Source organism: Hungatella hominis (genome assembly GCF_014288005.1).
GTDB classification, from domain to species: Bacteria; Bacillota; Clostridia; order Lachnospirales; family Lachnospiraceae; genus Hungatella; species Hungatella effluvii.
Map to the genome: position 1 here is coordinate 135647 of NZ_JACOPB010000011.1, position 23583 is coordinate 159229.

The following is a 23583-nucleotide window of genomic DNA, read 5'->3' on the forward strand; positions in this document are numbered from 1 at the left end:
GACATGCCCAAAAAAACGAATAAAACCAATCATGTCTTAAACCTTCTGGTAAACGGTAATCAAGTGAAATCCGATGCCTCACCATCCGAAGTCCTGCAGTCTGCCCCCCAGCCAATAACGGGTTCACAAATGACCGTTCCACAGGCATCAGCTTCACCAGCGGCAATACGTATCGTTGAGTCTGATCAGGGCATCAATCATCCAATCGCCGATGCGATTAAGGTTTCCCTAGAACAAGAGGTTGCCCTGATGGGAATCCAGCCCAAATCACCAGCTCCTCCCCAGGAGGAAGAGAGTTCCGAAAAGATTGTGCCCGATAAAGAATTAGATTATCAATTTGTGAATGTCATGGAGATTACTGTAAAGGAGAATCTACTGGATTATATGGAGCGCTTTGGGTTGTGTACCTGCCTGCGTTGTCAGGCCGATGTGATGGCGCTGGCTCTTACCCGATTACCTGCCAAATATATTGTTGTACCTCAAAATGCAGTATCCCCTCTTCTCAATTTTTTTTCAGGTAAATATAAGGTTTCTATCATGACCGAGCTGACGAAGGCCTGCTTTCAAATTCTTGACAATCCTCGTCATTAGGAAAGGAAACCAGGCAAGACAAAAACAGGTTCTATACTGAATGTCGGGGGGCTGTAAAATAAGTTCCTAATTATGAAACGCCAGTTCCGGCAATTGTCGGTTCTGGCGTTTCTTTGGTAAGCGCCAAATATTCCACCGGATTTCATAACCCTCCAGTTTAACTTATAATAGTAGTCGAAAGATCTTTAGATTATTTCACTACATTTATGGAGGATAGGTTATGTCAATTACTCGCAAAACCCGTGTTCTAATGCCGGAACAGATCAGGCTGATTAATGAATGCCGCCAGAGCGGCATGACAGATGCTGACTGGTGCCGTGAAAACGGCATTGCAGTGAGTACCTTTTACAACTGGGTCAGCCGCTGTCGAAAAGCTGCAGCGGATCAGATCCTGCCACCGAATTACGGTTATCTTGGGGACCGCGTCCGAAGTCAGACATAACCCAGTTCCAGCCTTACGCAGCAGATTTCCATCTTTATCCCAGTATCCGCTGAACCTGTGTTCTTTTACCTTGTGCCTGTTTCCGTCATAGGAAAATGTAATCTTTTGATAAAGGTTCTCACAATGTTTTTCTTTGGACGGAACCAGGTTCTGTATTAGATTCCTGGTCAGATCATAATTAAGTCTTGGAGTCTATATTATAAAAGAGCTGGAACACCTTCATAGTGTAATTGAGGAAGAGTTATAGAGTTATATTAATACGTTTTCTCCATTTGAATTTCTGTGTTTCAAAAACAATCCTTCCTGTGTAGCTAATCTCTGTAATACTTGAAGCACTTCAGTCGTTAATTGGTAAAAAGAAACTGAAAATCCTCCGTCAATACTCATTAGAAATTGAGGATTAGAAAAAAGTATTTGTATCGAAGAAAAATCCCTTGATATTACATTCTTTATTACATATGCTAATTTGTCAGGCGAGCTATCTCTGATATTTATATCAAAAAAAAGTTCACATTTCACATCAGCAGGTATTGAAGATTCAGTCATAAAAATCTCACAAGGGTAAAAATAAATCAACTTTAATGCAATACAAGATACCTTCTCTGCATATATAGGAAGATAAGTTTTTTCAAAGTAATTCTCTAATTCCAGAAAACGTACATCTGATGTTTCATATGGAATATAGTCAATATAGTAATAGTCATCTGATTTTTGAAGAAATTCTATTATTTCATACATAATAACTAACCCTCATCACTTTGCAAGAACTTCTCCATTTTCTCCTAATGAAGCAACTCAATTCCCTGCTTTGTCTTTTAATTTCCACTTTCGACCTCCATGTCCCGCTGTATCTTTATCAATTGTCCAACCGCCTTTTTCCTTATAAGAATTTTTTCCACCTACTTTTTCATTAAATTTTCCTAAATCTACATCTCCATTTTCTTTTCTTAATCTGGAGGGAATTTTAGCTCTTATCTTAGCTATTGTACGAGCTTGAGAAGTTTTATACAGCCATGTACCTGCCACTACCGCTACACCAGCGACTACAATGGCTCCAGTTGCCGCAATTGCAACCTCTCCAATGCCTGGGATAAAATATACTCCTGCCGCAATTGGACCTCGTGTTTGGATGCCATTATCTTCTGAATTACTAACTTCAACAGCCTGATTGAGTAAATTTGTAAATTCCGCCTTGCTATAGTATACACCATTAATAGTAACACCGTTTTCTGTTATTATAACACTTCCAGAAGGTACATTTTCACTTTGGATAGCAGTACTATCGTAATTATTTTGAGCAAATGCAGAGATATTTGTGTTTATAAACATTAATGCAATGTTTAACTCTCATGCCATACATAAACACCATATACAGATTTTGTTTTAATAAATTTTCCGATCGGAACAGTTAAGTATTTCGGGTTATATGTTACAACATTTGTACTCTTTACCACAATTTCATCTTTTGATAAACCGCCACGTGGTATATAATATTTTTGCACCTTACCCTTTGATTCGTCCATGATTGGAATGAAAGTTACCCATACAGTTTTCCTAGGCTTTACGTTTATAGTAAAAGAATCTGTTTTACTATAACTTTTTCCCCAAGAACCACCTAATTTAGCTTTAATAGCATCTTTATATTTTCCTTCAACAGAAGGAGAAACAGACCAACTTTGAGAAACACTTAAACTTAATTGATAGGATTGTTGAGAAGATGAATCATTTCTTAATTTTATTTGTCACTGTTTTTTCCAATTCAGTACGCTCAACATTTTTCCTATTGCTAGACTCACGATAACGATACTTATAATGAAAAGGGCCACGTGTCTCTGCCTCTGATTTTACCCCTTCGCCAGAATACTCTGACTCAAGCATAGATTCTCGCTGCTTCCCCTCACGAACAGCCCTATCATACCATTCTTGTGCCTCTTTGCCTTCAAGTGTCGTAAATGTACCATCTTCATTTGGAATACTAATATATGTCACTGTTCCGCTACGATCAACTGGTTCGCCACCAATATTTTCCGCTGCAAAAGTAGGCAACGCAAGTAAACATACTAAAAATATCGTCCAAAATAAGCTAGCTATATTTTTTTTAATTGAGATTCCAAGACAATTAATTTTTCCCATAAAATCTTCCTCCTAAAGGCAAGTGTAACACCACATCTTCCTTTTTCTCACAAACATGTTAAATCGAAATTATTAAATACATTAGATTCATTATAAACTTATCTAAAAAATTGGAAATTGCGTATATCAATATCTTGTGTTCGATACTTAATCAGAAATACTTTTTCATTCTCTCCCAACTCAATTTGTTCTAATGGTGTCGGGATTGGCAATTTATCAGGTACAAGACTACTTCCGTCATCATTAATAAGAGATAATTGTAACACTTCTCGAGCCATTTCTATTCCTTCTTTATCATTTCTGGCACAAGTATTAGCCTCTGGGATATCTGGAAATGTAATTGCTATCCCATACTTCTCTTCGTGGTTGTCATATTCATCGTAATTAAATACTGCATAATACTCAATATCCATATATATCCTCCTAATTAATCCAACCTGCCTGCCTCCAAATATTTCTTAAGGTGCCAATAGGAATTTCAGTATTGAGACCATGATTAGGAACAGTTACAGTCCTGTCACCCTTTTTCCATTTTTCATGACTTCCTGATTGACCTGTCTTTTTAAATCCTTCTTTCTTTAGTCGTTTGTGAACGTCTTTAACTTTATTGCCAGTTGGTTTTTTTTCACCTTTCTCAGCTTCTTTTTTTGCCTCTCTTTTAATTTTAGCAAAGGCCGATGAAACATTTGATTTCGATGATGCAAAGGCAGTCTGAAATGCTTTGGTAATTTGATTCATCTTGGGTGAGACAACCTTCCAATTAGCAGCTATAACCACTACGGTACTAGCAGTTGCTGCAGCAAGTAGAATATCACCAACTGGAAGAGGGCCATCAGCAATTGCTGCAACCATTGAGGCTCCCATTGCCTTAAGTGAATAGAGCACAGCAGAAGGTAAACCCAATCCACCAAGTTGGGTCATTAAAACCCGCATAGGATCTGTCGAAGCTGCCATGGTATTTACCCGTATTTTAGGTGTTGTAGGTGGCGTAAAGTTTTTATCAACGTAAGTTAGATGGAATTCCAACATCTCAGAATCATATGCTAAAGATGCATCGAATATCGCCTTGGCTTCTGGTGTTAATGAATTATATACTTCACGGGCATCTTCAATTATTTCTTCAGTACTAATTGAATCTGTTTCATCATTGAAATTTTCAGTAGCATAAGTAGGAACTGCTAAACTAAATATCATTGATAATGTTAATATAGAACTTAATATTTTATTAGTCAATTTCTTCATACTGAATTCCCCTCTTTCATTTTTTACATTCTTAGTTTTTCTACGTGCAATTATCACAAAAATTAATTAATAAGCGAAAATTTCCTTGCCTATCAACTATTAACAATGCATTGGATTCACCCTCCATTCTTTTTCATTATTTTAAATAGGCATTCGCTAATGATTAGTCCTTAATTCATCCATTAGCCCAAATATTTTTTTATGAACATATCCAAAGGGATAGGTTTTGAATAGTAATACCCTTGTCCAATGTCACAACCATACTCTGCCAGAATCCGTTCCTGCCCGATCGTTTCCACGCCCTCAGCGACTATCTCAAAGCCCATTTTATGGCACATGTCAAGAAGTGATTGCACTAAGATGCGGTTATTTTCATTCTCTTCCAGCTTTGCCACCAACCCTTTATCTATTTTCACCTGATCAAAGGGAATATCCACCAACATAGATAAATTATTATAAGATGCCCCAAAATCGTCTAATGAGATACGTAATCCCAACGCTTTTAACTGTCTTACCATATACTGAACAGTCCCATTCTCCAAACACCCGCTACTTTCAGTAATCTCTACCTCAATACGGTCCGGCTGTACCCCATAGCGCTCTAATATATTCTTTAAATCATCCTCTAAATATAACTCCTGCAGGGTCTGCCTGGAAAAATTGACAGCAATCGTAACCTTCTCCGGCCATAACTTTATAAACTGACATACCTTTTCAAATACGTAAAGATCCAGGCTGGCAATCAAATTGTTATCTTCCAATGCAGGTATAAACTTATCAGGGGTGAGCATTCCTTCCAGGTCATCGTTGTACCTCACCAGTGCCTCTGCCCCAATAAGTTCATGAGTCCGTAGCGATACTTTGGCCTGAAAAAAAATTTCATAGGCATTCTTTTCAATGTTATTCAACATTTTCCCCAGAACCCCCATCCTTGATACTCCCCCTGACCTCTCCGCAGCTATTTTCTGGTAATAAGACTTTTTTTGGTTTTCCACCAAATATTCCGCATCAACAACACACTTTTTTATGCTCTTGCTTTTATCATCAAATACCTGACCAATGGATGCAGAGAGTTCTAAGTGCTGATTCAGCCTTTCATGCAGGAGCGACACCCCAGACATAAATTCTTCCTCATTCTGATTCAAAAGGATAACATAAAACACATCTCCACTAACTCTATAAATGGACTCTTCAGGGAAACATTCCTTCAGCACAAGTGCCATTTCCCTGAGAAGTTTGTCTCCGTACTTCAATCCCAAAAGCTCGTTGATACGCCTCATCTCATTCATACTGACAACCACTACCCCGATACTTTTTACAAAATCACCATCGAACTTGGTACGGAAGTCAAAATAACTATCATAATTTTTCACGCCAGTTTTTTCATCATGCCCACTTAAATAGTGAAAGCGGTCAGCCAGTTCTCGTTTCTTCTTCTCCTCCTGTATAACAAAAAATAATTTTCTAATAATTTTTTTATCATTATCTGACTTCTTCCTGTTGATTATGACTAAAAATTCCGCTTTATTCCCGTTTACCAAAACCGTAAGCACATCGAGGACTTTCATACCTTCCTCCATCATAATACGATAAAGTGCAACTGAACCAGAGGCTGCTTCTTCCAGAGAAAAAATACTCAACATTTCTTCCCAGCCTCTATTTTTTGAGTACTGTAACACAGCAAGTGAAAAATCGGTCTCATCGGTCACCAGACTGTTATTTCTCCGCCAAATATAGAAGTGCTCCATTTCCCAGTTATTAATATCTATCGAAAAAACAGCTGCGGCATCAGACTGATAAAATGAGACTGCTCCCTGAAGTGCCGTATTTATGAATGAAGACAGGTTCGGCTGCTGGACCATTTCATAGACACTCTCGATTACATTTTTTCCATCGTCCGCCTCTTTCATGGACTCATCTATATTATTCTGTAGATTTCTGGCAAATGCCACCATATATTCCTTCCCACCATGACATATAAGTATGTTTTTAATCAGAAACTCTTGCTTAAGCCATTCATTGTATTGCCTCCATTGAAAGAATTCATCCCTACTCCATTTTAGTACTGTACAACTGGTACACGGTAAACTCCTATGGTGCAACAGCTCATAACATTTCCTCCCTACACAGTCATCGCCCAGGATTCCCAGCCTCCTGGTGACAGCTCCGTTGACAGCCATCACTATGTAATTTCGGGGATCCACAATATAAGCCATCTCACTCCTATCAAAACAGAACTCCTGCAGCACTGCCGTCAACCCATTGTCCACCTTCCAGGGCCGAGACCATGCATTCTTTATTCCGCTAATGTCCTGAAGATAAAGGAATGCACATACGTGTCCATTATAAATATTTACATATAACCGCCCTCTAAGTGCCATCCAAGATACGTCATTCCGCTCCACCGTGCGTCTAAATTCAATGCCAACTTCTTTCTCTCCCTGTTCAAAGGCTCTCATTAAGTAATCTCTGTTCATCGCTCTCAGATATTTAGGAATATCCTCCGGGTAAGTCACATTTTTAATTCCCTGCTCCGCAATATCAGAAAAGGTCATGGTTTCCTTCTGACTAAAATAGACAGACCACAACCCCCCTATCCAGAGAACCTTGTTATCAGTCAAATCCACCTCTCCATATGCAGCATATTCCTTAAGAAAAACAGTGAACAACAGCATATCCTTAACATAGGATGTCTCTAACAGTTTCATATTGTCAATATTCTTTAGGACACCCTTACTTCTTTTCTCCCTACCACTGCCAGCAGGGGACGAAAGTGTTAGACGGTACCATTGCTCCTTGCCATTTTCTTTCCTAAGCTTGATGTCTGAATTTCTGTTGGTGTTCCCCACCTCAGCTACTTTAAAAGTGTCCTTAAAAACATCCTGACTGTCCGGAATGATACATCCAGAGTCAATACACTTCTCGACAAAATTTGTCACAATCCGTTCCTTCCCTGGAAGCCAGGAAAACCCAGATACTAATACCGCCGTACCCGTAATATAACTATATTCAAAAATATCATGTTCCAACCCCAGAACTTCATAGGGGAATTCCTGAAGTCCCTTCACTCTTCGGTAACTGCCGTATAGCACAGCAACTTCCGAATCTTCATAGTCAAACTCTCCTTCACAGAGTACAGGTACATAGCCTTCCTTAGGAAAATTCCAAGTAAACTGAATTTCTATCCTATTTTTACTTCTAATAGCGTTGTCAATGGCGGAATCCACATATCCATAATAACCTTTATGAATTCTTTTATACAAAAAATCATAAAGCGCTTCTGCAGATAAGGCACTAATCTCTAGTAATCCACAGAGTCTTTCATCAATCCACGCATACCTTTTCCCACTTCTTTTCTCCAATACCATTTTCCAGAGGCCAATATTGCCCTTCGTTATGGCCTTTTTTATCCATTTAGAATTTATAACACAATTGTTTTCGTTTTCCAGTCCTATCATGCTAGCGCCTTCACTCTCCTCTGACAAACCACCGAATTAGTATTTATCTCTTCCATCAGAAACTACTGAAGGCGCAATTTCCCTGCCAGATAAGTCCGTCTTATAAGTACTTCCACTCTTTGCTATCTGCTTTGATACCCTTCCACTGCTTTCCAATTCCTGACGATATTCCTTGGAAGTGACTGGATTATCTGTTAGTTTAAATCTATCAACTACGTTCTTTAAGACCTGAGCCTGATCAAATAATTCCTGGCTAGCTGCAGCACTTTCCTGCGAAGCTGCAGAAGTCGTATGTACCACGTTAGATATCAAATCAATACCTGTAGTAATCTGAGCAGCCGATTTAGATTGCTCTTCCGTAGCCTTAGAGATGCAGTCAATAGTCTCCACCACATCGTCTGCACCTTTTGTCACTTCCTGCATCCTTTCTGCCGTTTCACTGGCAAGTTGTTTTCCATATTCAACAGCCCGCACTGAATTATCAATCAGCGCCGCCGTATTCTGGGAAGCCTCCTTGCTTTTTGCTGCCAGATTGCGTACCTCATCAGCCACAACGGCAAATCCTTTTCCCGCCGCTCCGGCTCTGGCCGCCTCTATAGCGGCATTTAATGCCAGTATATTCGTCTGGAAAGCAATATCTTCGATATCCTTCATAATTTTACTGATTCTCTTTGAGCTTTCGTTAATATCCAGCATAGCATTCAGCATATCCTGCATCTTCTTATTGCTTTCCCGTATTTGTCCTCCTACAAACTTCACCCGTTCACTCGCCTGAGAAGAATTATCAGCATTCTCTTTAATCCGGCCCGAAATACTTCCGATAGTAGTTGCCAATTCTTCAATGGAACTAGCCTGGGATACTGCTCCCCGAGACAAATCCTGGGAACTGGCCGATAACTGCTCTGCGCCCATTGAAACCCGGCTAGAGGCCACCTTAATTTGGGAAAGTATAGACTGGAACGAGGCAACTATGGCCATAATACTGTCTCTAAGTTCCGTAAAATCACCAACAAATTCTACATTTGGTTTTACCGTCAAATCCCCTTCTCCAAGTGCTTTCATGCCACATTTTATATCTGTTATATAGGTGTTCAATACCCGCGATGTATCATTCAGGGCTACATACAAGCTCTTAAGTTCCATCAAATCCGATTTATCGTCAACCGCGGTATGCAGGTCCCCCTGAGCCAAATCCTCCAATCGTTGCGTATAGTAATCCAACGGCCTGCAAATCCAATTCGATATATTTGCAGCCGCATACAACGTCAAGGCCAGAAAAGAGACACTAATCAATATTTGAAATAAACTTGTCACACCTCCATGTGTTAGTACCGGCACAATCCCAGTTAATATCCCAAAAAGCAGATTCAAACCCCCAAATATTGCTATCATTTTATTTTTAATACTATTCATTTTTTATCCTCTTTCATCATCATTCTGGACCTACCACCTCGTGTCAAAACGGAATTACAATCAAGGTTTCCATACCCCTGAAGAATCCACATAGTAACCATCTATCCATGCATCATGTAACATTTGTCTTGTAGAGGTATCAAAGTAATGCCATTTCCCATCTAACAACCACCACCCAGAAAGTGCAGCATACCGGTCATTCATATAGTAAATTTTCCCATCAATGTTGTTCCAGCCTGTTACCGCTGCCCCATCATTGCCAAAATAATACCAGTTACGGTTATCCCAAACCCATCCTGTCCTCATGGCTCCATCCTCGCTCAGGACATACTGATGGCCTTGCCATTTTTGCCATCCAGTAAGCATATATCCCGCCGGATCAAACAGATACCATTTGCCATCAATCTCCTTCCATGTGTTGCTTGGATATGTGCCATCCTCCTCCTGGAACCACCAGCCACCATCACTCTTCTGCCAGCCATGAATTGGCCGTTTTCCTCCATTTGAAGCTGCATACCATCCATACCTTCTGTCTGGAGTTTCCCTTGATTTAAGACGCAGACCATCGGATTTGGTCCAGGCTGTAGGCCAAATATAAGACGCCTCCTCCGAATCCTTAGGTATACCTCTAACATGGAACACATATGTACCCTCCTGTACCATGTAAGGATAGAAATCATAAGAAGTCCCTATCACCTTCTCCAACTCACAAATCTTATTTCCATCCCGGTACAGTACAAGCTCATAAGCACTGATTCCCTTTATAGCCTCCCATCTAGCATTGCCATTAGAATAATCATCATCCCACCATGCATCATCAGGTTTATCATATTTGCCTGCCACAGTGGGTAAGGTAACCGTGATAATCAGTGTCTCCTTATTATCTGCAATCCTGGCGGAATTATAATCAGCCCCATAAACCGTCACCTTTCCCTTGCCATTGGTTTTATTAAAATAATAGCCAGCCCTGGCATGCAGGGAAATTTTCACCTTCGGCTTGTCCCCAATCTGCCACCCCTCCTCATTCTTCATGCCGCTCCACTCATAATTTCCTACAGAGTAGGAATCGCTGTCCTTAGTAATCATAATATATCCCGACATATCCCCTTCCCTAACCGCAGACTCCACGTTGATGGTTACTGTTTCAACAGGAACCCTGGTCTCCTGTTTTCGGGCTGCTGCTTCGGCAGTCATAGGAAAACAGGTGGTAAATACCAGCACCCCTGCCATAAAGACCATCCATCTTTTGTTTTTAAACATATATCCACCTCTTTATCTTCTATCGATAATCATCTAAATGTATAATTCAGGAAATACACATAAATATCAACTACCAGTTGATATAATCCAGGAGGGATCTCACTGCCAACCTCCATCTGGCTCAACACATTAGCTAATGAATTATCCTCATAGACGGGTACTCCATTCTCAACCGCCAATTCCACAATCCTTTCCGCCAGGAAACCAGAACCCGAGGCCACAACAGCTGGCGCCAGTCCACGTTCTTCGTCATAACTAAGTGCCACTGCTTTCTGATTAAAAATCCTGCTAAATTCTGACATCGACAATCTCCTTTTCCCTTGTAAGTCTGCCAAAAACATCAATCGGTCTCAGCGGTTCCTTCATTGCCTTAAGTGTAACTGCATGCGGAGACATGCTGTTCTTTGCTATCATTGCATTCAAAGCGTTTTCCATCTCCCGCTCCTCGCCCGACAATTTTCCAGGATAGTAAAGCTGGATTCCCACTTCACCACTCTCCTTGTAATCCAGAATTATATCAAACATCCCTAGCCTCTTCACTTCCATTTTAATCAGCATTCGGATTGTCTTTTCGTCCTCTCTATCCTTCTCTTTCCTGCCATCATTTTGCTCCACCCAGATTTCCGAAAACAAGGACTGACTCCCCATGTTTACCGGAATCATAAAATGCAATAGGGGCATATATACACTCTCATTCCCCAATATAGTCTTTAACATCTGTGAAAAGACATCCTTAGAGGCGGCAGATTCTAGACCAGCCTTTAACATGGCGCAAAGTTTATCATTGAATTTTTCTTCTGGTCTGTCCATCCTTTTTTTCAGAAGTCCCGAGACCAGCATAGCTGCCCCCTGTTCCCCCACTGGTATGTCTGCCATTCCCAAAGAGAAGGCCAGACCAGTAAAAGCCTCCAGGACCTTATCCGGATTGCCGTTGATATAGGCAGCAGTCTGATGGGTAACCAGAGACATCAGACTGCGAACCAGCCCCATGTCATGGGTTCGGTGGATATAGTTTGAAAAAAATGGAATCAATTCCCGCAAAAGCACCTTCCTGTTATTCTGATAATTCTCCTTCATATAAGCAAGGGGATCCTGACCCATCAGCTGGTCTGTCTGCGGCAGAATCAGTCTGGATAATATCCCCTGCAAAATCTGCGCGTCCGCCGGGAACAGATGCTCAGACATGGCATTTCCTTCCCCAATAATCATCTGAAGCTTATGGCCGCCAGCAACCATATCACCATATCTTCCCGCTGCCTGCAGTATCTGACTTTTAAACGTCATCTGGGATGTAGAATCGAAAGCATTCTTCAAAAACCGGAAGAAATCCTCCGAATATTCAGAGCCTCCCCTGGCTTGGGCCTTCATAAATTCCAATATTCCATTCTCATCCAAGTCCGCGATGCCTGTCAGTTCAGTATACAGTTCCATCAGTGCAGGATTCCCTCCAAAGGCCGCATATGCCTGTGCCTTGTCAAAGAAGAGGCCGGAAAACTCCTCCACAAAACTAGAAGATTCCTTCATCTGGCGAATAAAGCTATCATAATTAGACTGTGATAATAAATTGGAAGCTTTATCCTCCCTCTCGCTGCGATTATCCGGCCTGATAATTTTAGACGGGTCTACCACATTCTCAACCCCTCTGTCACCAGGCCTGATTGGATTATCCCGCAATGTATTACTTTCAAAGCCGGGATTCACCGGCTGCGTTGCTCTTAATATATCTGCCATATTTCACCAGTCTTTCTAAATGTTTTTGTACCCGTTGACCTTATTTTTTTTCCCAATTTACCGATTAAACTAATATACACTAATAAGAGAAGGCGGTGCATTATTATGGATAATGGCATGGAAAATATGCTGGACACATATCTTTTTGAAACAAACTCTCTTCTGGCGCAATTAGATGAACTTTTAATCAACGCTGAGAAATCAAAAGATTTTACAGCGGATAATGTAAATGAAATTTTCAGAATTATGCATACAATCAAAGGTTCCTCCGCCATGATGGAATTCACTTCCCTTATGACAATTGCCCATAATATTGAGGACTTATTCTACTTTATCCGCGAAAATGGAATCGAACAACTGGCCCCAGTCTTTAAACAGGATTTGTTTGACCTTATGTTCAGTTCCACGGACTGGTTAAGGGCGGAAGTCGAAAAGGTTGAAAACAATCAACCCCTTACTGCTAATATCGGCAATTTCACATGCCAAATTAAGGCATTTCTCGACAAAATAAGTAAAAACTTTACTGATACGGATAGGGATACCCTGCACCTTCAGCAGTCGCCCTCGAAACAGCTGGCAGAATCAATGGATTTTCACAATCTGGTAGAGCCGTACATAATAAGAGTATTTTTTGAAGAAGGAATCGGCATGGAAAGCTTAAGGGCATACATGCTCATGGATAGCTTAAAGGGTGGACCGTTTTCCTTCTCCTGCTATCCTCCGGACGTAGAGACAAATTCCGATACAAGTGAATTCATCATAGAACAGGGGTTTTATCTGGGTTTTCGCTCCCAGGAAGAGCAGGATGCCGCTGTACACATCCTGGTCAATTTGCCGAACATATCATCTTACGAAACACTAGTAAATCTCCCTGAAACAGCGGATGAAAAGGCACCTGAACTAGACGCCATCAGCACCGTACCGGAAAAGACATTCTCCTTGCCCGCTGCCGCCCCAAATATTAATGACTCTGGGGCCAAATCAACCCACAGTGCTTCCAAACAGAGTTTAATCAGCGTCAACTTATCGAAACTGGACAGCCTTATGGCTGTGGTTGGAGAAATCGTCATCACAGAGTCCATGGTTACCTCTTCTCCTGATTTGAAAGGGCTTAAGTTGGATTCCTTCTTAAAATCCAGCCGTCAGTTGCGAAAGCTTACGGATGAACTTCAGGATATTGCCATGTCCCTGCGGATGGTCTCCATATCCGGTATCTTCCAAAAGATGAACCGTATCGTGAGGGACATGAATAGAGAATTAAACAAAGATGTGGCATTAATCATGGTCGGAGAAAATACGGAGGTAGATAAAACCATCGTAGATTCAATCAGCGATCCAATTATGCATATTGTCCGCAATGCCATGGACCATGGGATTGAGACCGACCAGGAGACCCGTCTGGCAGCGGGGAAGCCTGCCCAGGGCACCATAACCCTTTCCGCAGAACATACGGGCAGCGAAGTGCTTATCTCAATCAGAGATGACGGTAGGGGGATGAGTTCGAAAGCCATACTGGATAAAGCTGCGAAAAATGGGCTTCTCACGAAAGCGGAAGGTGATTACAGCCGGCAGGAGATCTTAAATCTTCTAATGCTTCCCGGCTTTTCCACCAATGAAACCGTAACGGAGTATTCCGGTAGGGGAGTTGGTATGGATGTGGTCAAAAAAAATGTAAAGGCCGTAGGCGGAACCGTCCTGCTATCCAGCGAAGAAGGAGAGGGTTCCTGCGTGACATTAAAGATTCCTTTGACCTTAGCCATCATGGACGGCATGGAGGTTTCAGTAGGGGATTCTATTTTCACCATCCCCACCTCCAATATCCACCAGGCTTTTAAAGTCACCCGTGAAAAAATAATCCATGATGCAGATGGTAAGGAAATGATTGAATGTATGGGTAGCTATTACCCAATAGTGCGTCTCCACCAACTTTATAATATAGAAACAAAAAGTGATGATATTGAGAGTGGAATCCTTATTTGGGTGGAATCCAGCGATAAGTCCTATTGCCTCTTTCTAGACGAACTTCTAGGCGAACAGCAGGTTGTGGTAAAACCCCTCCCTGCCTATCTGGATAATTTCGATATCAAGCACTCCGGCATCACCGGCTGCACCATCATGGGGGATGGAAATATCAGTCTTATACTGGATATATCCTCCCTGTTTGATGTAGCCCTCAGACAATATTAAGGAGGAATACCATGTCAACCACCTGGTCAGATAACACAAATTATGATGGGGAATCCTATTTTGAGGAATCCTCGGAAACAGAAAACGCAGAAAGCCTAAGCCGCTATGTGGCATTCATTTCCAATGGCCTGACTTATGTCATAAATGCTTCCTGTGTGACAGAGATTATAACCAACCATTCAATCAGAAAACTTCCTATGGTACCTAGCTATATACCTGGTATCATTAATCTGCGGGGGCAAATCATTCCCATCGTAGATGTCCGCCGAAGAATGGGAAATTATTATCCTTCGGATGAAAGTTCAAAAAAACAGAACTGTATTATCGTCATCAGTATACATGCGATGGAAATTGGGATCATCGTGGATACAGTCACTAAGACTCTGGATATCTCTGAAGCTGCAATTGCCCCCATGCCGGCCAATAACAGGCAGGAATTAGTAAACGGTATCCAGACAACACCTGATGGAGAGACTGTCCTCTTCTTTGACCATGAGATGCTGGTCAATACCTTATAGGAAGTCGGTGCGTATATGTTTGAAATTTCACAAAAGGACTTTGCCATCCTGTCCCAATTCGTACAGAAGAATTATGGTATCAATCTATCCCATAAAAAGGGCCTGATTGAAAACCGCTTAACCTCTACATTGGTCCATGATGGCTACCAAAATTTCTCCGATTATGTCCGTCATATAACCGAAGAACGTCCATCCCAGGATATTGATATCATGCTAAACAAACTGACTACAAATTATACCTATTTTATGCGGGAATCAGAACATTTTGAATTTTTCAAATCCACCATCCTTCCTTGGATTGTCGAAACAAGGAGGGATAAAATCATGTGTATCTGGAGCGCTGGATGCTCCAGTGGGGAAGAGCCCTATACACTCTCTATGATTATCCAGGATTTTCTGGGTAATCAGGCATCCCTTTGGGACACCCGGCTTCTGGCTACCGATATCTCCCAGGAGGTTCTTTCAAAGGCAAAGACGGCCCAATACCCGTCAGAAGCGTTAAAGGGGGTCAGCGAAGATTGGAAAAAAAAATACTTTGTAAAGCAGTCCGGACACGACAGTTATACCGTAGCCCCTCGGGTCCGTTCCGATGTAATATTCCGTACATTTAACTTAATGTCACCCATCCGTTTCCGCAGTAACTTTGATGTTATATTCTGCAGGAATGTAATGATATACTTTGACGGCTCAACCAGAGATTCTCTGGTCAACCGTTTTTATAATGCCACTAATCCGGGAGGATACCTGCTGATAGGTCATTCGGAATCAGTCAACAAATCCGCCTCCTCCTATCACTATATTAAACCCGCAACCTATCGGAAGCTGTAAGGAGGAGCACATGAATATTAAAGTCATCGCCATTGGCGCCTCTACCGGAGGGACAGAGGCTATTTTGGATATCTTAAAGAAACTGCCGGATGGGCTCCCCCCCATAGTGATTACCCAGCATATGCCAGCCGGTTTTACCGCCATGTATGCTCAACGTCTGGACAGAGCCTGTGCCATGAAGGTGAAAGAGGCCAAAGATGGAGACCATCTGGAACGCGGTTTGGCTCTGGTCGCTCCAGGAGGGATGCAACTAAAATTGACCGGTAATTCTTCCGGACTGTCCGTCCGTGTCTGGCCCGGCAAACGGCTCCATGGTGTGGCCCCGGCAGTGGATAAGCTTTTCCATTCCGCTGCAAAGCTTGCCGGTTCAAGCGCTGTGGGAATCATACTGACAGGAATGGGCCAGGACGGTGCGTCAGGCCTTCTGGAAATGCGCCGCCGGGGCGCTTACACCATTGGTCAGGATAAAGCCTCCTGCATCGTATATGGCATGCCTATGGCTGCTTATGAAATGGGAGCTGTGTGTATCCAGGCTCCGCTTTCCGGAATTCCCGCCATATTGATGAATTATCTGACCCGTTCATCTTAATTTAACTGCCATTCTGGCCGATATATACGATAGGAGGTAGGGAATCGGATGTGTATACTTAAAAGGAAGGAGGGCTCCCATGAAAATTAATCCCATCGGTTCATATTGCCTTCATCCGGCAAAAAATGAAATGCCTCCCCATTCGCAGGGGAACAGCAGAGGCACCACGACAAACTATGACACGATAACAATACAGAAGGAGGGAGAGGATGTATGTTTCCGAAAATCCTTGGTTTCCCATATATGGACCGATGTCCGCCGGGGAGCCTCCGCCGATAAGCTGGCGGACTTAGCTGACAGAATCCGCAACGGAAACTACCATCCTGATGTAGATGCCATCGCCGATAAAATCATGATGTCAGAAATCATTTCAAACGAGTAAATGGAGAATAACCATGAATGATAATGTTTCAGAATTTCATACACAGCTCAAGGATCTGCTCATCAAGTATTCGGACCTTTTTAAGGAACTTGGAGCAGTGGAGCAGCTAAAGTACCAGGGGGCAAAAGCATTTGACCTTCATGCTTTAAATACTGCCATGAAAGAAGAACAGGTACTCATCATGACGCTGAGGGGATATGAGCAGAAACGCATTTTGCTGTTTAAAGCCTTAAATCTTCCTGAAAGAACACCCTTGAGCCAATTAGAGCAGATTCTTTCCCCTGCCGTAAGGAGAGAGTTTAGCGATTACACAAAACAGCTTTTAAGTTCCTATTGTTTTTTTCTTTCCATTTATGAAAAAACCCACAATATACTGGAAATGAATGCCCGTCTTCTAGACAGGCATATCCAGGATTTAGATAAGAGGACTACCTTGGGCAGGCCCTACAAGCAGGACGGTTCCTCTGAGATTCAATCCTTTCATCGCATGAAAAATATACAGATATAGGAGGTACCGTTCCATGATACGCTCATCCTTTACAGGATTTAATACGGCACGGCTTGGCCTCATGGCCAGCCAGAACGCCATGGAGGTGACGGGACAGAACATCACCAATGTAAAGACCACTGGATATAGCCGCCAGCGTCTCGAGCAAAGCAGCTTATTCGGTTCCACCAATATTTACAATAAAGTTTCTGATGCCCATATAGGCTATGGCGTGATTGTTAACACAGTTTCTCAAATCCGCGATCCCTTTGTCGATACCCGGTACCGTCTCCAAATGGCTAATCTGGGAGAATTTGATAAGAAGCTGTCCATCTTAAATGATTTGGAAAGCCACCTGGATGAAATTGGAGGAGGCAAGGATGCACTGGCTGCTCAGCTGTCCGATTTCCACAGCAGTCTCCAGGCGCTGCAGAATTCCCCCGGTGATGTGACGATGGACAATGCTGTCAGAGGTGCAGCCAAATCCATTACCGAATACTTAAATCTTTACAGCAATCAACTGAAGGAACTGAGGTCCCAGATGGAAGGAGGGCTATCAAGAGATACGGATGATATCAATAAACTGCTGTCCCAGATTCAGGAACTGAACATCTCCATAATGAACAGCCAGGCCAATGGACTCCCCGCCTTGGAACTCCAGGATCAGAGGAACCTGCTGCTGGATTCCCTGTCAACCTATGGCAAAATCAGCGTAAACTATACCAGTACCATAGCCCCTTCCGGTGCTTCCATTGATACCATGACGCTGAATATGACCATGTCGGATGGCTCTTCTGTGAATCTGCTGAAGGGAACCGGCACCCCGGCCGTATTCCAGCTCCAAACCAGTGCAGACGGCTCACTCCGCGTGGATATAACTCCCGGCGATGGTTCCGCCAAGATAGAGGGCGCAGCTTTTTCCGCGGGTTCCTTCAAAAGTACCCTGTCCATGCTGAATGATGATGGTAGTTTTGATGGCACTGCCACTCACGGGATAGGTTATTATCAGAAGAGCCTCGATGAATTTGCCAGAGTATTTGCTAAAACCTTCAACACGTTGAACAATCTAAACGGGAAGCTTGCTGGAAAGGATTTGTTCACCTCCTCCGATGGCCAAGCCATCAATGCAGGCAACATCCGGATTACTGAGGAGTGGATGAAAGGGACCATCCGTATCACCGGCGGTGCGGCTGCCGATTCCCCTGCCGGAGACAACAGCAACATCCTGAACATGATATCTGCCCTCACCGGCAGTCAGACATTTACCGATGGAAAAGGCGGTACAGTATTCAAGGGCAGCTTTCAGGAATGCCTGGAAGATTTCCGGAATATTCTTGCAACAGATACCAAGACCACAGAATCCACGATGAAAAATTACCTGAGCATCGTCCAGGACATTGCTTCCGTCAGGGAGGGTATATCCGGTGTGAATTTGGACGAAGAGACGGCCAATATGATGCAGCTCAATAAAGCATTTACTGCTGCTGCCCGGTTGATGACTACTCTGGATGACATGTTAAACTCAGTAATGGGTATGGGTATTACAAAATAAGGAGGGATTTGAATGAGGATTACCACTAATTCCGTCATGAACAACTATATATATAATCTGAATACAATTATGGGCAACAGGGATAGCGCGGGGAATCAAACCATGACCCATCGCAAATTCACCAAAGCCTCCCAGGACCCCCGCTCTGCCCAGACTGCATCTCTGCTCCACCGCAGATATCTGCAGAATAAAGACTATATTTCTACGGTCAAGGCCCATCAGGAACGGCTGGACATGGTCAGTTCTGCCCTGGAGGATATCCAGGGCCAAGGCTCAAAGGTCCTGAAAGATTCCGCTCTCAAGGCTATTAACGGTACCACTTCTGCCAGCGAGAGAAGCGCTTTTGCTGAAACCTTCAGACAGATTCAGGAATCCATGCTTCAATATGCCAATACAACCTATCAGGGAAAATACATATTCGGCGGATGCCACAATGACAGCGCTCCCTTTTCCGGGAGCGGCAGCCGCATCACCTATGTAGGAACGGATGTCACCAGTGGCCAGATTGCTGCCTTGGATACCCTGAGCCAGGAAAAAGCCTACGTAGACATCGGCCTGGGATTAAATAATGGTCCCGTATCGGACAGCAATACCTTAAATACCTCCATTCCCGGTATTGCTGTCCTGGGTTATGGAGTCACCCCTGATGGAATCAGCAAGAATCTGATTGCCCTCACCGGCCAGATGTCTGAGCTTCTTAAAAGCAGCGAGGGAGACTGGGTTAACGGAGGGGCCCAGCGCTTCAAGGACATGATGTCCCAGTATGAGGACAGTCTCAATCAGGTGATTGACACACAATCCGCAATTGGTGTTCAGAGCCAGTCATTAGAGATCACAGCCAGCCGTCTAAACGATTTAGACCTCACTTACAACACCCAGATCGTAGACGTGGAGTATGTCAATGATGCCGAGGCAATCTCTGAATATTACTACGCGCAGTATACTTATAATGCAGCCCTGAGGGTAGGAAGCTCCATTCTTGGACCCTCCCTGCTGGATTTCCTGAAATAGCGGCCTGATTGAATGATACATGGAAGGAAAGGAGATTTAATATGCAGCAGTTGATTAACATCCAAATGATTCCACTAAAATATGAAATGTCCATTACCCCCTCCCGTATCCAGAGGAATTCCAAGGTTTCTCAGCTTCAGATAGAGCATACGCCCGGCAGCCTAACCATACAGGCAAGACCCGCCAGGCTTCAGCTCAATAGTCAGGAGGCCAGGAATTCCGTGTGTCCTTCCCTCAGCCTGTCAATACGCCAGAACGCGGCTAAAGGAGCGGAATGCGTTGGTCAAAGTGTACAAAAGAGCGCAAAGGAGGGAACCATGATGGCAAACGCAACGCCGTCTCAGAACATCTTAAAAACCATCATTGACAGTTGTGTTTCCTTTCCTGTAGGAGACTTTAATCTGGATTTTATTCCTAAAACCGGACCAGACATCCAATATCAGGAACCCAGTCTGGATATCCAGTATCAGATGGATCGGATGAATTTCGATGTCCGCGTGTCTGGCGGTGATATAGAATATATTCCCAGTTCCGTGGATTTCACCATCACCCAATGGCCTGATGTATTAATTGAATATATTGGCCAGCCCATGTATGTTCCCCCCAGGGATGATCAGTTTTCAGCAAGAGCGTGACCCGCTCTTGCTTTTTAAAAGCCTGCTAATCAGTCAAGTCTCAATTGAAGATTCTTCAAAGAAATTCATGGAGGTAAGTTATTGTACTACAATAAGACCGCCATTGGTGCCGGCAGTCATCTATACAAGATATAGGGCTCGCCACCAGAACACTTTTTGTCAAGAAACTGATAAACTCGGTCATCGGCGGGAGCTGTTTGAGGCAGCGATGTCACGATCAAACACAACGTTTTTCGCAGCCGTGATGGTCCGCAATTTGACGCAGGTTTGCTTTTATCCTCAAATAACTCCTGTGGTTCGCTTGGCTGAAAATTATATCCATGCCTTTTGAAAACGCCTGATAACGCCCCGTAAATGCTTTAAAACCGATTTTATGGACCAAGGACTCCACATGGAGGCATCGCCACACCAACGCCATTGCATTCTATAACTTAAACAACGCAACGGTTAGTCCTAACTAGCTGTCAGGTATCTAACCACCACAAAATCTATTATAGGAGGAGGTAATTTCATGCATTTTAACACACCCTGCTTTGGAACTGTCGAATACGAACAAAAGGACATCATCCGCTTCCAGGATGGTCTGCTCGGCTTTGAAAATATGATTGACTACCTGTTAATTCACATCTCACCCATTGAAGATTCTTTTATGTATCTTCAGAGCCTTCAGGATGAAAATCTGTCCTTTATCCTAGCCAACCCCTTCACTCTTTATCCAGGCTACTCTCCCTCTCTGAGCAAGGAGGATTTAATACAATTGGATCTGCAGGACGACACCCCCGTTATCTTCTACTCCATCTGTGTCCTGAAAAAAAACATTGCTCATAGTACCTGTAACCTGAAGGCTCCCCTGGTAATACGTACAGATACCAGGAAAGGCTTCCAGGTGGTACTTCAGGACCCGCAGTATGGTTTTCACCACCCTTTTCCAGACTTATCCTTAGATGAAAGGGGGGAACTGCGATGCTGATACTGCAGCGAAAAACCGGGGAATCCATATGTATTGGAGATGATATACGGATTACGGTGACAGATACCTCCGGTGATAAGGTCAAGCTGGCTATAGAGGCACCTAAATGCATTCCCATTGCAAGGGAGGAGCTAGTGGAAGCCGCAAAAAATAACAAGGAGGCCGCCGCATTTTCTGCCGACGCCCTCACCAATCTCACACGTGTTTTAAAAACGGTTAATATTGAATAATTTTATTCGCGGGCAACAGGCCTCCCTTCTTTGCTGCAGAGTTGCCGCCGCTGCTGTTCAAAGATATATGCACACAGCTTATCCTCAATTCCTGGAGGGTAAGCTGTAAATGAACAGCCCACCCTCCAAACATCCCCTACCTTCTCCCGTCTGCATATCCTACAGTCCATCCTGACCTTCATTTTTGACAAAAAATCAAACCTCAGTTCAAAGCTTTCCCCGATATCTCCCAAATCCTCCCTTGTCTCGATAAGGCAGCCGCCCAGACTCAGATCCCGCAAAACCACCTCCATCAATACACTACGTTTTCCCTTTCTTTTTAGTATTTCAGCCCTTTCCGATATTTCCACGCGGAACGCTTGTCTGCGTTCACCATTTAATATATTTTCTATGTCATTAACGGTAATCATGTCCACTAAAATCCTTTTTACAGTACCTGTCACCATGCAGAAACCTTCGGAAAAATTGAAGATATTGACCTTTACCTCCATATCCTCTTTCAATCCCGGAATGTTTCCATTTCTTCTGAAAATGACAAATTCTTGCTCACTTATCTCCTGTATGGAGCCTGCCGCGACTAACTTGTTCTCCTTGTTTCTGACCTCACAAAAGCAATTCAGATACTTTATGTTCAAATAGTTCATATCCAACCTCCTGATCTGCTCTCATTACTCCCTTTTCCATCTTCTCCCGCCCGCCCGCGCTTTTCCTCCTTTGCTGCCCGTCCACGTCTTTCCCAACGAGACAAGATTCTTTCCAAATAGGGGGAAATTAGGAAAAAGAAACTTTGTACAGCCCTCTCCACTCTTTGGCGTAATCTCCTGAAGGGTATATGAATGAGGCGGCGAATCCAACAAAACCATAAGAGCCATGGATGGTGTTCCAATACGGGATAAAGCCCAATCATATACTTCCTCTGGGGAAACAACCAATGCAGAACGGCCAAGACTCTGACCTTCCTCTCCTCCTTAATCTTCCAGATTTCCAACCTGGCCATCAGGGGAAGCAATTTCATACAGGCCTCCTTCGCATACATTCCCTTGGACAGAATATATTCCTCCATATCAAGATAGCCATTGTTCTTCATCTCTCTGGGAAATTTCGCGAACCACAGCCACGCCAAAGCCCTTAAGCCCCTGGAAAAATCAAGGACATCACATTCGGCTAGCCGTTGATCAATATAGGCCCAGTTAAGACCTTGCCCATACGACTGCAGGTAGAGATAGATGTCTACGGCATCACGGATATCTACCTGTGAAAAGGAAAACCTGACGGCACTCCAACAAACCATCAGCAGATACCGGTCCTCCGGATCCATACAATATAGTTCATTCTCTCCCCCAGCCTTATGGATTCGTTCCCATAGATTGGCAAACAGTCGCTCCATCTTTCGGTCGCACCGGAACAGGTGGACATACGCGGTAATATGCCAGCCATCAGATGCAACGAACCGGTGTCCCCCCTGCAGGCTTTCCCCCTCATAGCGAAAGCCGCCTGCATACATAGTCTGAAACAATCTCCCCTCCCTGTCTTCCCGGACCAGAAAGGACAGCCCGTCCACCTCTCTCATATCTGACTGGGGATACAGCCCCTTAACATCCTGCGGAGGCAACAGAACACTTGGGATATCATCCTTTTCAAGCATCCCAAGGATTCCATGAACCATCTTCCTGTAGGCAGCATCCTTTGTCACCAGTTCACGGAACCTGGCACCGTACCGTTCCCTCCATTCCGGAGGCATGGATTCATTAAACAGAAGGGCATAGCAGACCATTGTCTGTACCCTATGATATGCAGACATATTGAAGATAAGCCCCCAGTCATGCCTGTTGCCCGTATCCCCTGCTGCCTCGTTATTCAAAACTGCTTTCAGAAGAGAAAGCAGATAATCCATTTCCATCGAATTGTAGACCATGACATACTC

At 43.3% G+C, this 23583-nt stretch carries 25 protein-coding genes; 13 read left to right on the forward strand and 12 right to left on the reverse strand.

Translation table 11 applies throughout. The features are described 5' to 3' along the window. Positions 1 to 3 precede the first annotated feature (3 nt). Together H8S75_RS21185 and tnpA are read left to right on the forward strand one after the other, a co-directional pair. Entirely contained in the window at positions 4 to 591 is a 588-nt protein-coding gene (locus H8S75_RS21185; RefSeq protein ID WP_049943619.1) for a late competence development ComFB family protein, read from the forward strand. A gap of 220 nt (positions 592 to 811) precedes the next feature. After that, a complete protein-coding gene (tnpA, locus tag H8S75_RS21190) occupies positions 812 to 1033 on the forward strand; it encodes an IS66 family insertion sequence element accessory protein TnpA (RefSeq protein ID WP_044902213.1) in 222 nt (73 codons plus the stop codon). A 249-nt stretch (positions 1034 to 1282) separates the two neighbouring features. Here tnpA and H8S75_RS21195 read toward each other — a convergent pair whose 3' ends face one another. The 10 genes from H8S75_RS21195 to H8S75_RS21240 all read right to left on the reverse strand — a co-directional run bounded on the left by H8S75_RS21195 (position 1283) and on the right by H8S75_RS21240 (position 12270). Then, entirely contained in the window at positions 1283 to 1771 is a 489-nt protein-coding gene (locus H8S75_RS21195) for a hypothetical protein (protein ID WP_187023271.1), read from the reverse strand. Between the two features lie 57 nt (positions 1772 to 1828). Further along, on the reverse strand, positions 1829 to 2362 hold the full coding sequence (locus H8S75_RS21200) for a hypothetical protein (RefSeq protein ID WP_187023272.1): 534 nt from the start codon (positions 2360 to 2362) through the stop codon (positions 1829 to 1831). 393 nt (positions 2363 to 2755) lie between these two features. Further along, positions 2756 to 3166: a hypothetical protein gene (locus tag H8S75_RS32785; protein WP_021641503.1), complete on the reverse strand. Its 411-nt coding sequence runs from the start codon at positions 3164 to 3166 to the stop codon at positions 2756 to 2758. 98 nt (positions 3167 to 3264) lie between these two features. Further along, entirely contained in the window at positions 3265 to 3579 is a 315-nt protein-coding gene (locus H8S75_RS21210; protein WP_021641504.1) for a type II toxin-antitoxin system HicB family antitoxin, read from the reverse strand. 10 nt (positions 3580 to 3589) lie between these two features. Continuing rightward, positions 3590 to 4408, reverse strand: coding sequence for a type II toxin-antitoxin system HicA family toxin (locus H8S75_RS32470; RefSeq protein WP_049943621.1), 819 nt, complete (start codon positions 4406 to 4408; stop codon positions 3590 to 3592). 182 nt (positions 4409 to 4590) lie between these two features. Then, positions 4591 to 7866, reverse strand: coding sequence for a GGDEF domain-containing phosphodiesterase (locus H8S75_RS21220; RefSeq protein WP_021641506.1), 3276 nt, complete (start codon positions 7864 to 7866; stop codon positions 4591 to 4593). 36 nt (positions 7867 to 7902) lie between these two features. Further along, positions 7903 to 9279, reverse strand: coding sequence for a methyl-accepting chemotaxis protein (locus H8S75_RS21225; RefSeq protein ID WP_021641507.1), 1377 nt, complete (start codon positions 9277 to 9279; stop codon positions 7903 to 7905). Between the two features lie 60 nt (positions 9280 to 9339). After that, positions 9340 to 10539, reverse strand: coding sequence for an N-acetylmuramoyl-L-alanine amidase family protein (locus H8S75_RS21230; protein WP_187023273.1), 1200 nt, complete (start codon positions 10537 to 10539; stop codon positions 9340 to 9342). A 29-nt stretch (positions 10540 to 10568) separates the two neighbouring features. Continuing rightward, entirely contained in the window at positions 10569 to 10841 is a 273-nt protein-coding gene (locus H8S75_RS21235; protein ID WP_021641509.1) for an EscU/YscU/HrcU family type III secretion system export apparatus switch protein, read from the reverse strand. Further along, positions 10828 to 12270 carry a hypothetical protein gene (locus tag H8S75_RS21240; protein WP_021641510.1) on the reverse strand — a complete coding sequence of 481 codons (1443 nt, stop codon included), beginning with the start codon at positions 12268 to 12270 and terminating at the stop codon, positions 10828 to 10830. Before H8S75_RS21240 ends, H8S75_RS21235 begins: the two co-directional genes overlap by 14 nt. A gap of 105 nt (positions 12271 to 12375) precedes the next feature. Here H8S75_RS21240 and H8S75_RS21245 point away from each other — a divergent pair, with 105 nt between their 5' ends. The 11 genes from H8S75_RS21245 to csrA all read left to right on the forward strand — a co-directional run bounded on the left by H8S75_RS21245 (position 12376) and on the right by csrA (position 21659). Then, positions 12376 to 14457, forward strand: coding sequence for a chemotaxis protein CheA (locus H8S75_RS21245; protein ID WP_021641511.1), 2082 nt, complete (start codon positions 12376 to 12378; stop codon positions 14455 to 14457). Between the two features lie 11 nt (positions 14458 to 14468). Beyond that, positions 14469 to 14975, forward strand: coding sequence for a chemotaxis protein CheW (locus tag H8S75_RS21250; protein ID WP_021641512.1), 507 nt, complete (start codon positions 14469 to 14471; stop codon positions 14973 to 14975). A 15-nt stretch (positions 14976 to 14990) separates the two neighbouring features. Continuing rightward, positions 14991 to 15803, forward strand: a complete 813-nt coding sequence (locus tag H8S75_RS21255; RefSeq protein WP_021641513.1) for a CheR family methyltransferase — start codon at positions 14991 to 14993, stop codon at positions 15801 to 15803. A 10-nt stretch (positions 15804 to 15813) separates the two neighbouring features. Next, complete coding sequence (locus H8S75_RS21260) at positions 15814 to 16392, forward strand: CheB methylesterase domain-containing protein (protein WP_021641514.1); 579 nt, start codon at positions 15814 to 15816, stop codon at positions 16390 to 16392. Between the two features lie 79 nt (positions 16393 to 16471). Beyond that, complete coding sequence (locus H8S75_RS21265; RefSeq protein WP_021641515.1) at positions 16472 to 16774, forward strand: flagellar biosynthesis anti-sigma factor FlgM; 303 nt, start codon at positions 16472 to 16474, stop codon at positions 16772 to 16774. Between the two features lie 13 nt (positions 16775 to 16787). Beyond that, positions 16788 to 17282 (forward strand): flagellar protein FlgN, encoded by a 495-nt coding sequence (locus tag H8S75_RS21270; protein WP_021641516.1) that lies wholly within the window; start codon positions 16788 to 16790, stop codon positions 17280 to 17282. A 13-nt stretch (positions 17283 to 17295) separates the two neighbouring features. Then, entirely contained in the window at positions 17296 to 18813 is a 1518-nt protein-coding gene (gene flgK / locus H8S75_RS21275; protein ID WP_187023274.1) for a flagellar hook-associated protein FlgK, read from the forward strand. A gap of 12 nt (positions 18814 to 18825) precedes the next feature. Beyond that, positions 18826 to 19824 (forward strand): flagellin family protein, encoded by a 999-nt coding sequence (locus H8S75_RS21280; protein ID WP_021641518.1) that lies wholly within the window; start codon positions 18826 to 18828, stop codon positions 19822 to 19824. A gap of 41 nt (positions 19825 to 19865) precedes the next feature. Beyond that, positions 19866 to 20459, forward strand: a complete 594-nt coding sequence (locus H8S75_RS21285) for a DUF6470 family protein (protein WP_187023275.1) — start codon at positions 19866 to 19868, stop codon at positions 20457 to 20459. A gap of 511 nt (positions 20460 to 20970) precedes the next feature. Then, entirely contained in the window at positions 20971 to 21429 is a 459-nt protein-coding gene (fliW, locus tag H8S75_RS21290; protein ID WP_187023276.1) for a flagellar assembly protein FliW, read from the forward strand. After that, positions 21423 to 21659: a carbon storage regulator CsrA gene (csrA, locus tag H8S75_RS21295; protein WP_021641521.1), complete on the forward strand. Its 237-nt coding sequence runs from the start codon at positions 21423 to 21425 to the stop codon at positions 21657 to 21659. Before fliW ends, csrA begins: the two co-directional genes overlap by 7 nt. A gap of 2 nt (positions 21660 to 21661) precedes the next feature. On the opposite strand, the gene H8S75_RS21300 is transcribed toward csrA, so the two are convergent. Together H8S75_RS21300 and H8S75_RS21305 are read right to left on the reverse strand one after the other, a co-directional pair. Continuing rightward, entirely contained in the window at positions 21662 to 22303 is a 642-nt protein-coding gene (locus tag H8S75_RS21300; RefSeq protein ID WP_187023277.1) for a flagellar brake protein, read from the reverse strand. Then, positions 22300 to 23574, reverse strand: a complete 1275-nt coding sequence (locus H8S75_RS21305; RefSeq protein WP_187023278.1) for a nucleotidyltransferase family protein — start codon at positions 23572 to 23574, stop codon at positions 22300 to 22302. The genes H8S75_RS21300 and H8S75_RS21305 overlap by 4 nt, the downstream gene beginning before the upstream one ends. Positions 23575 to 23583: the final 9 nt, after the last annotated feature.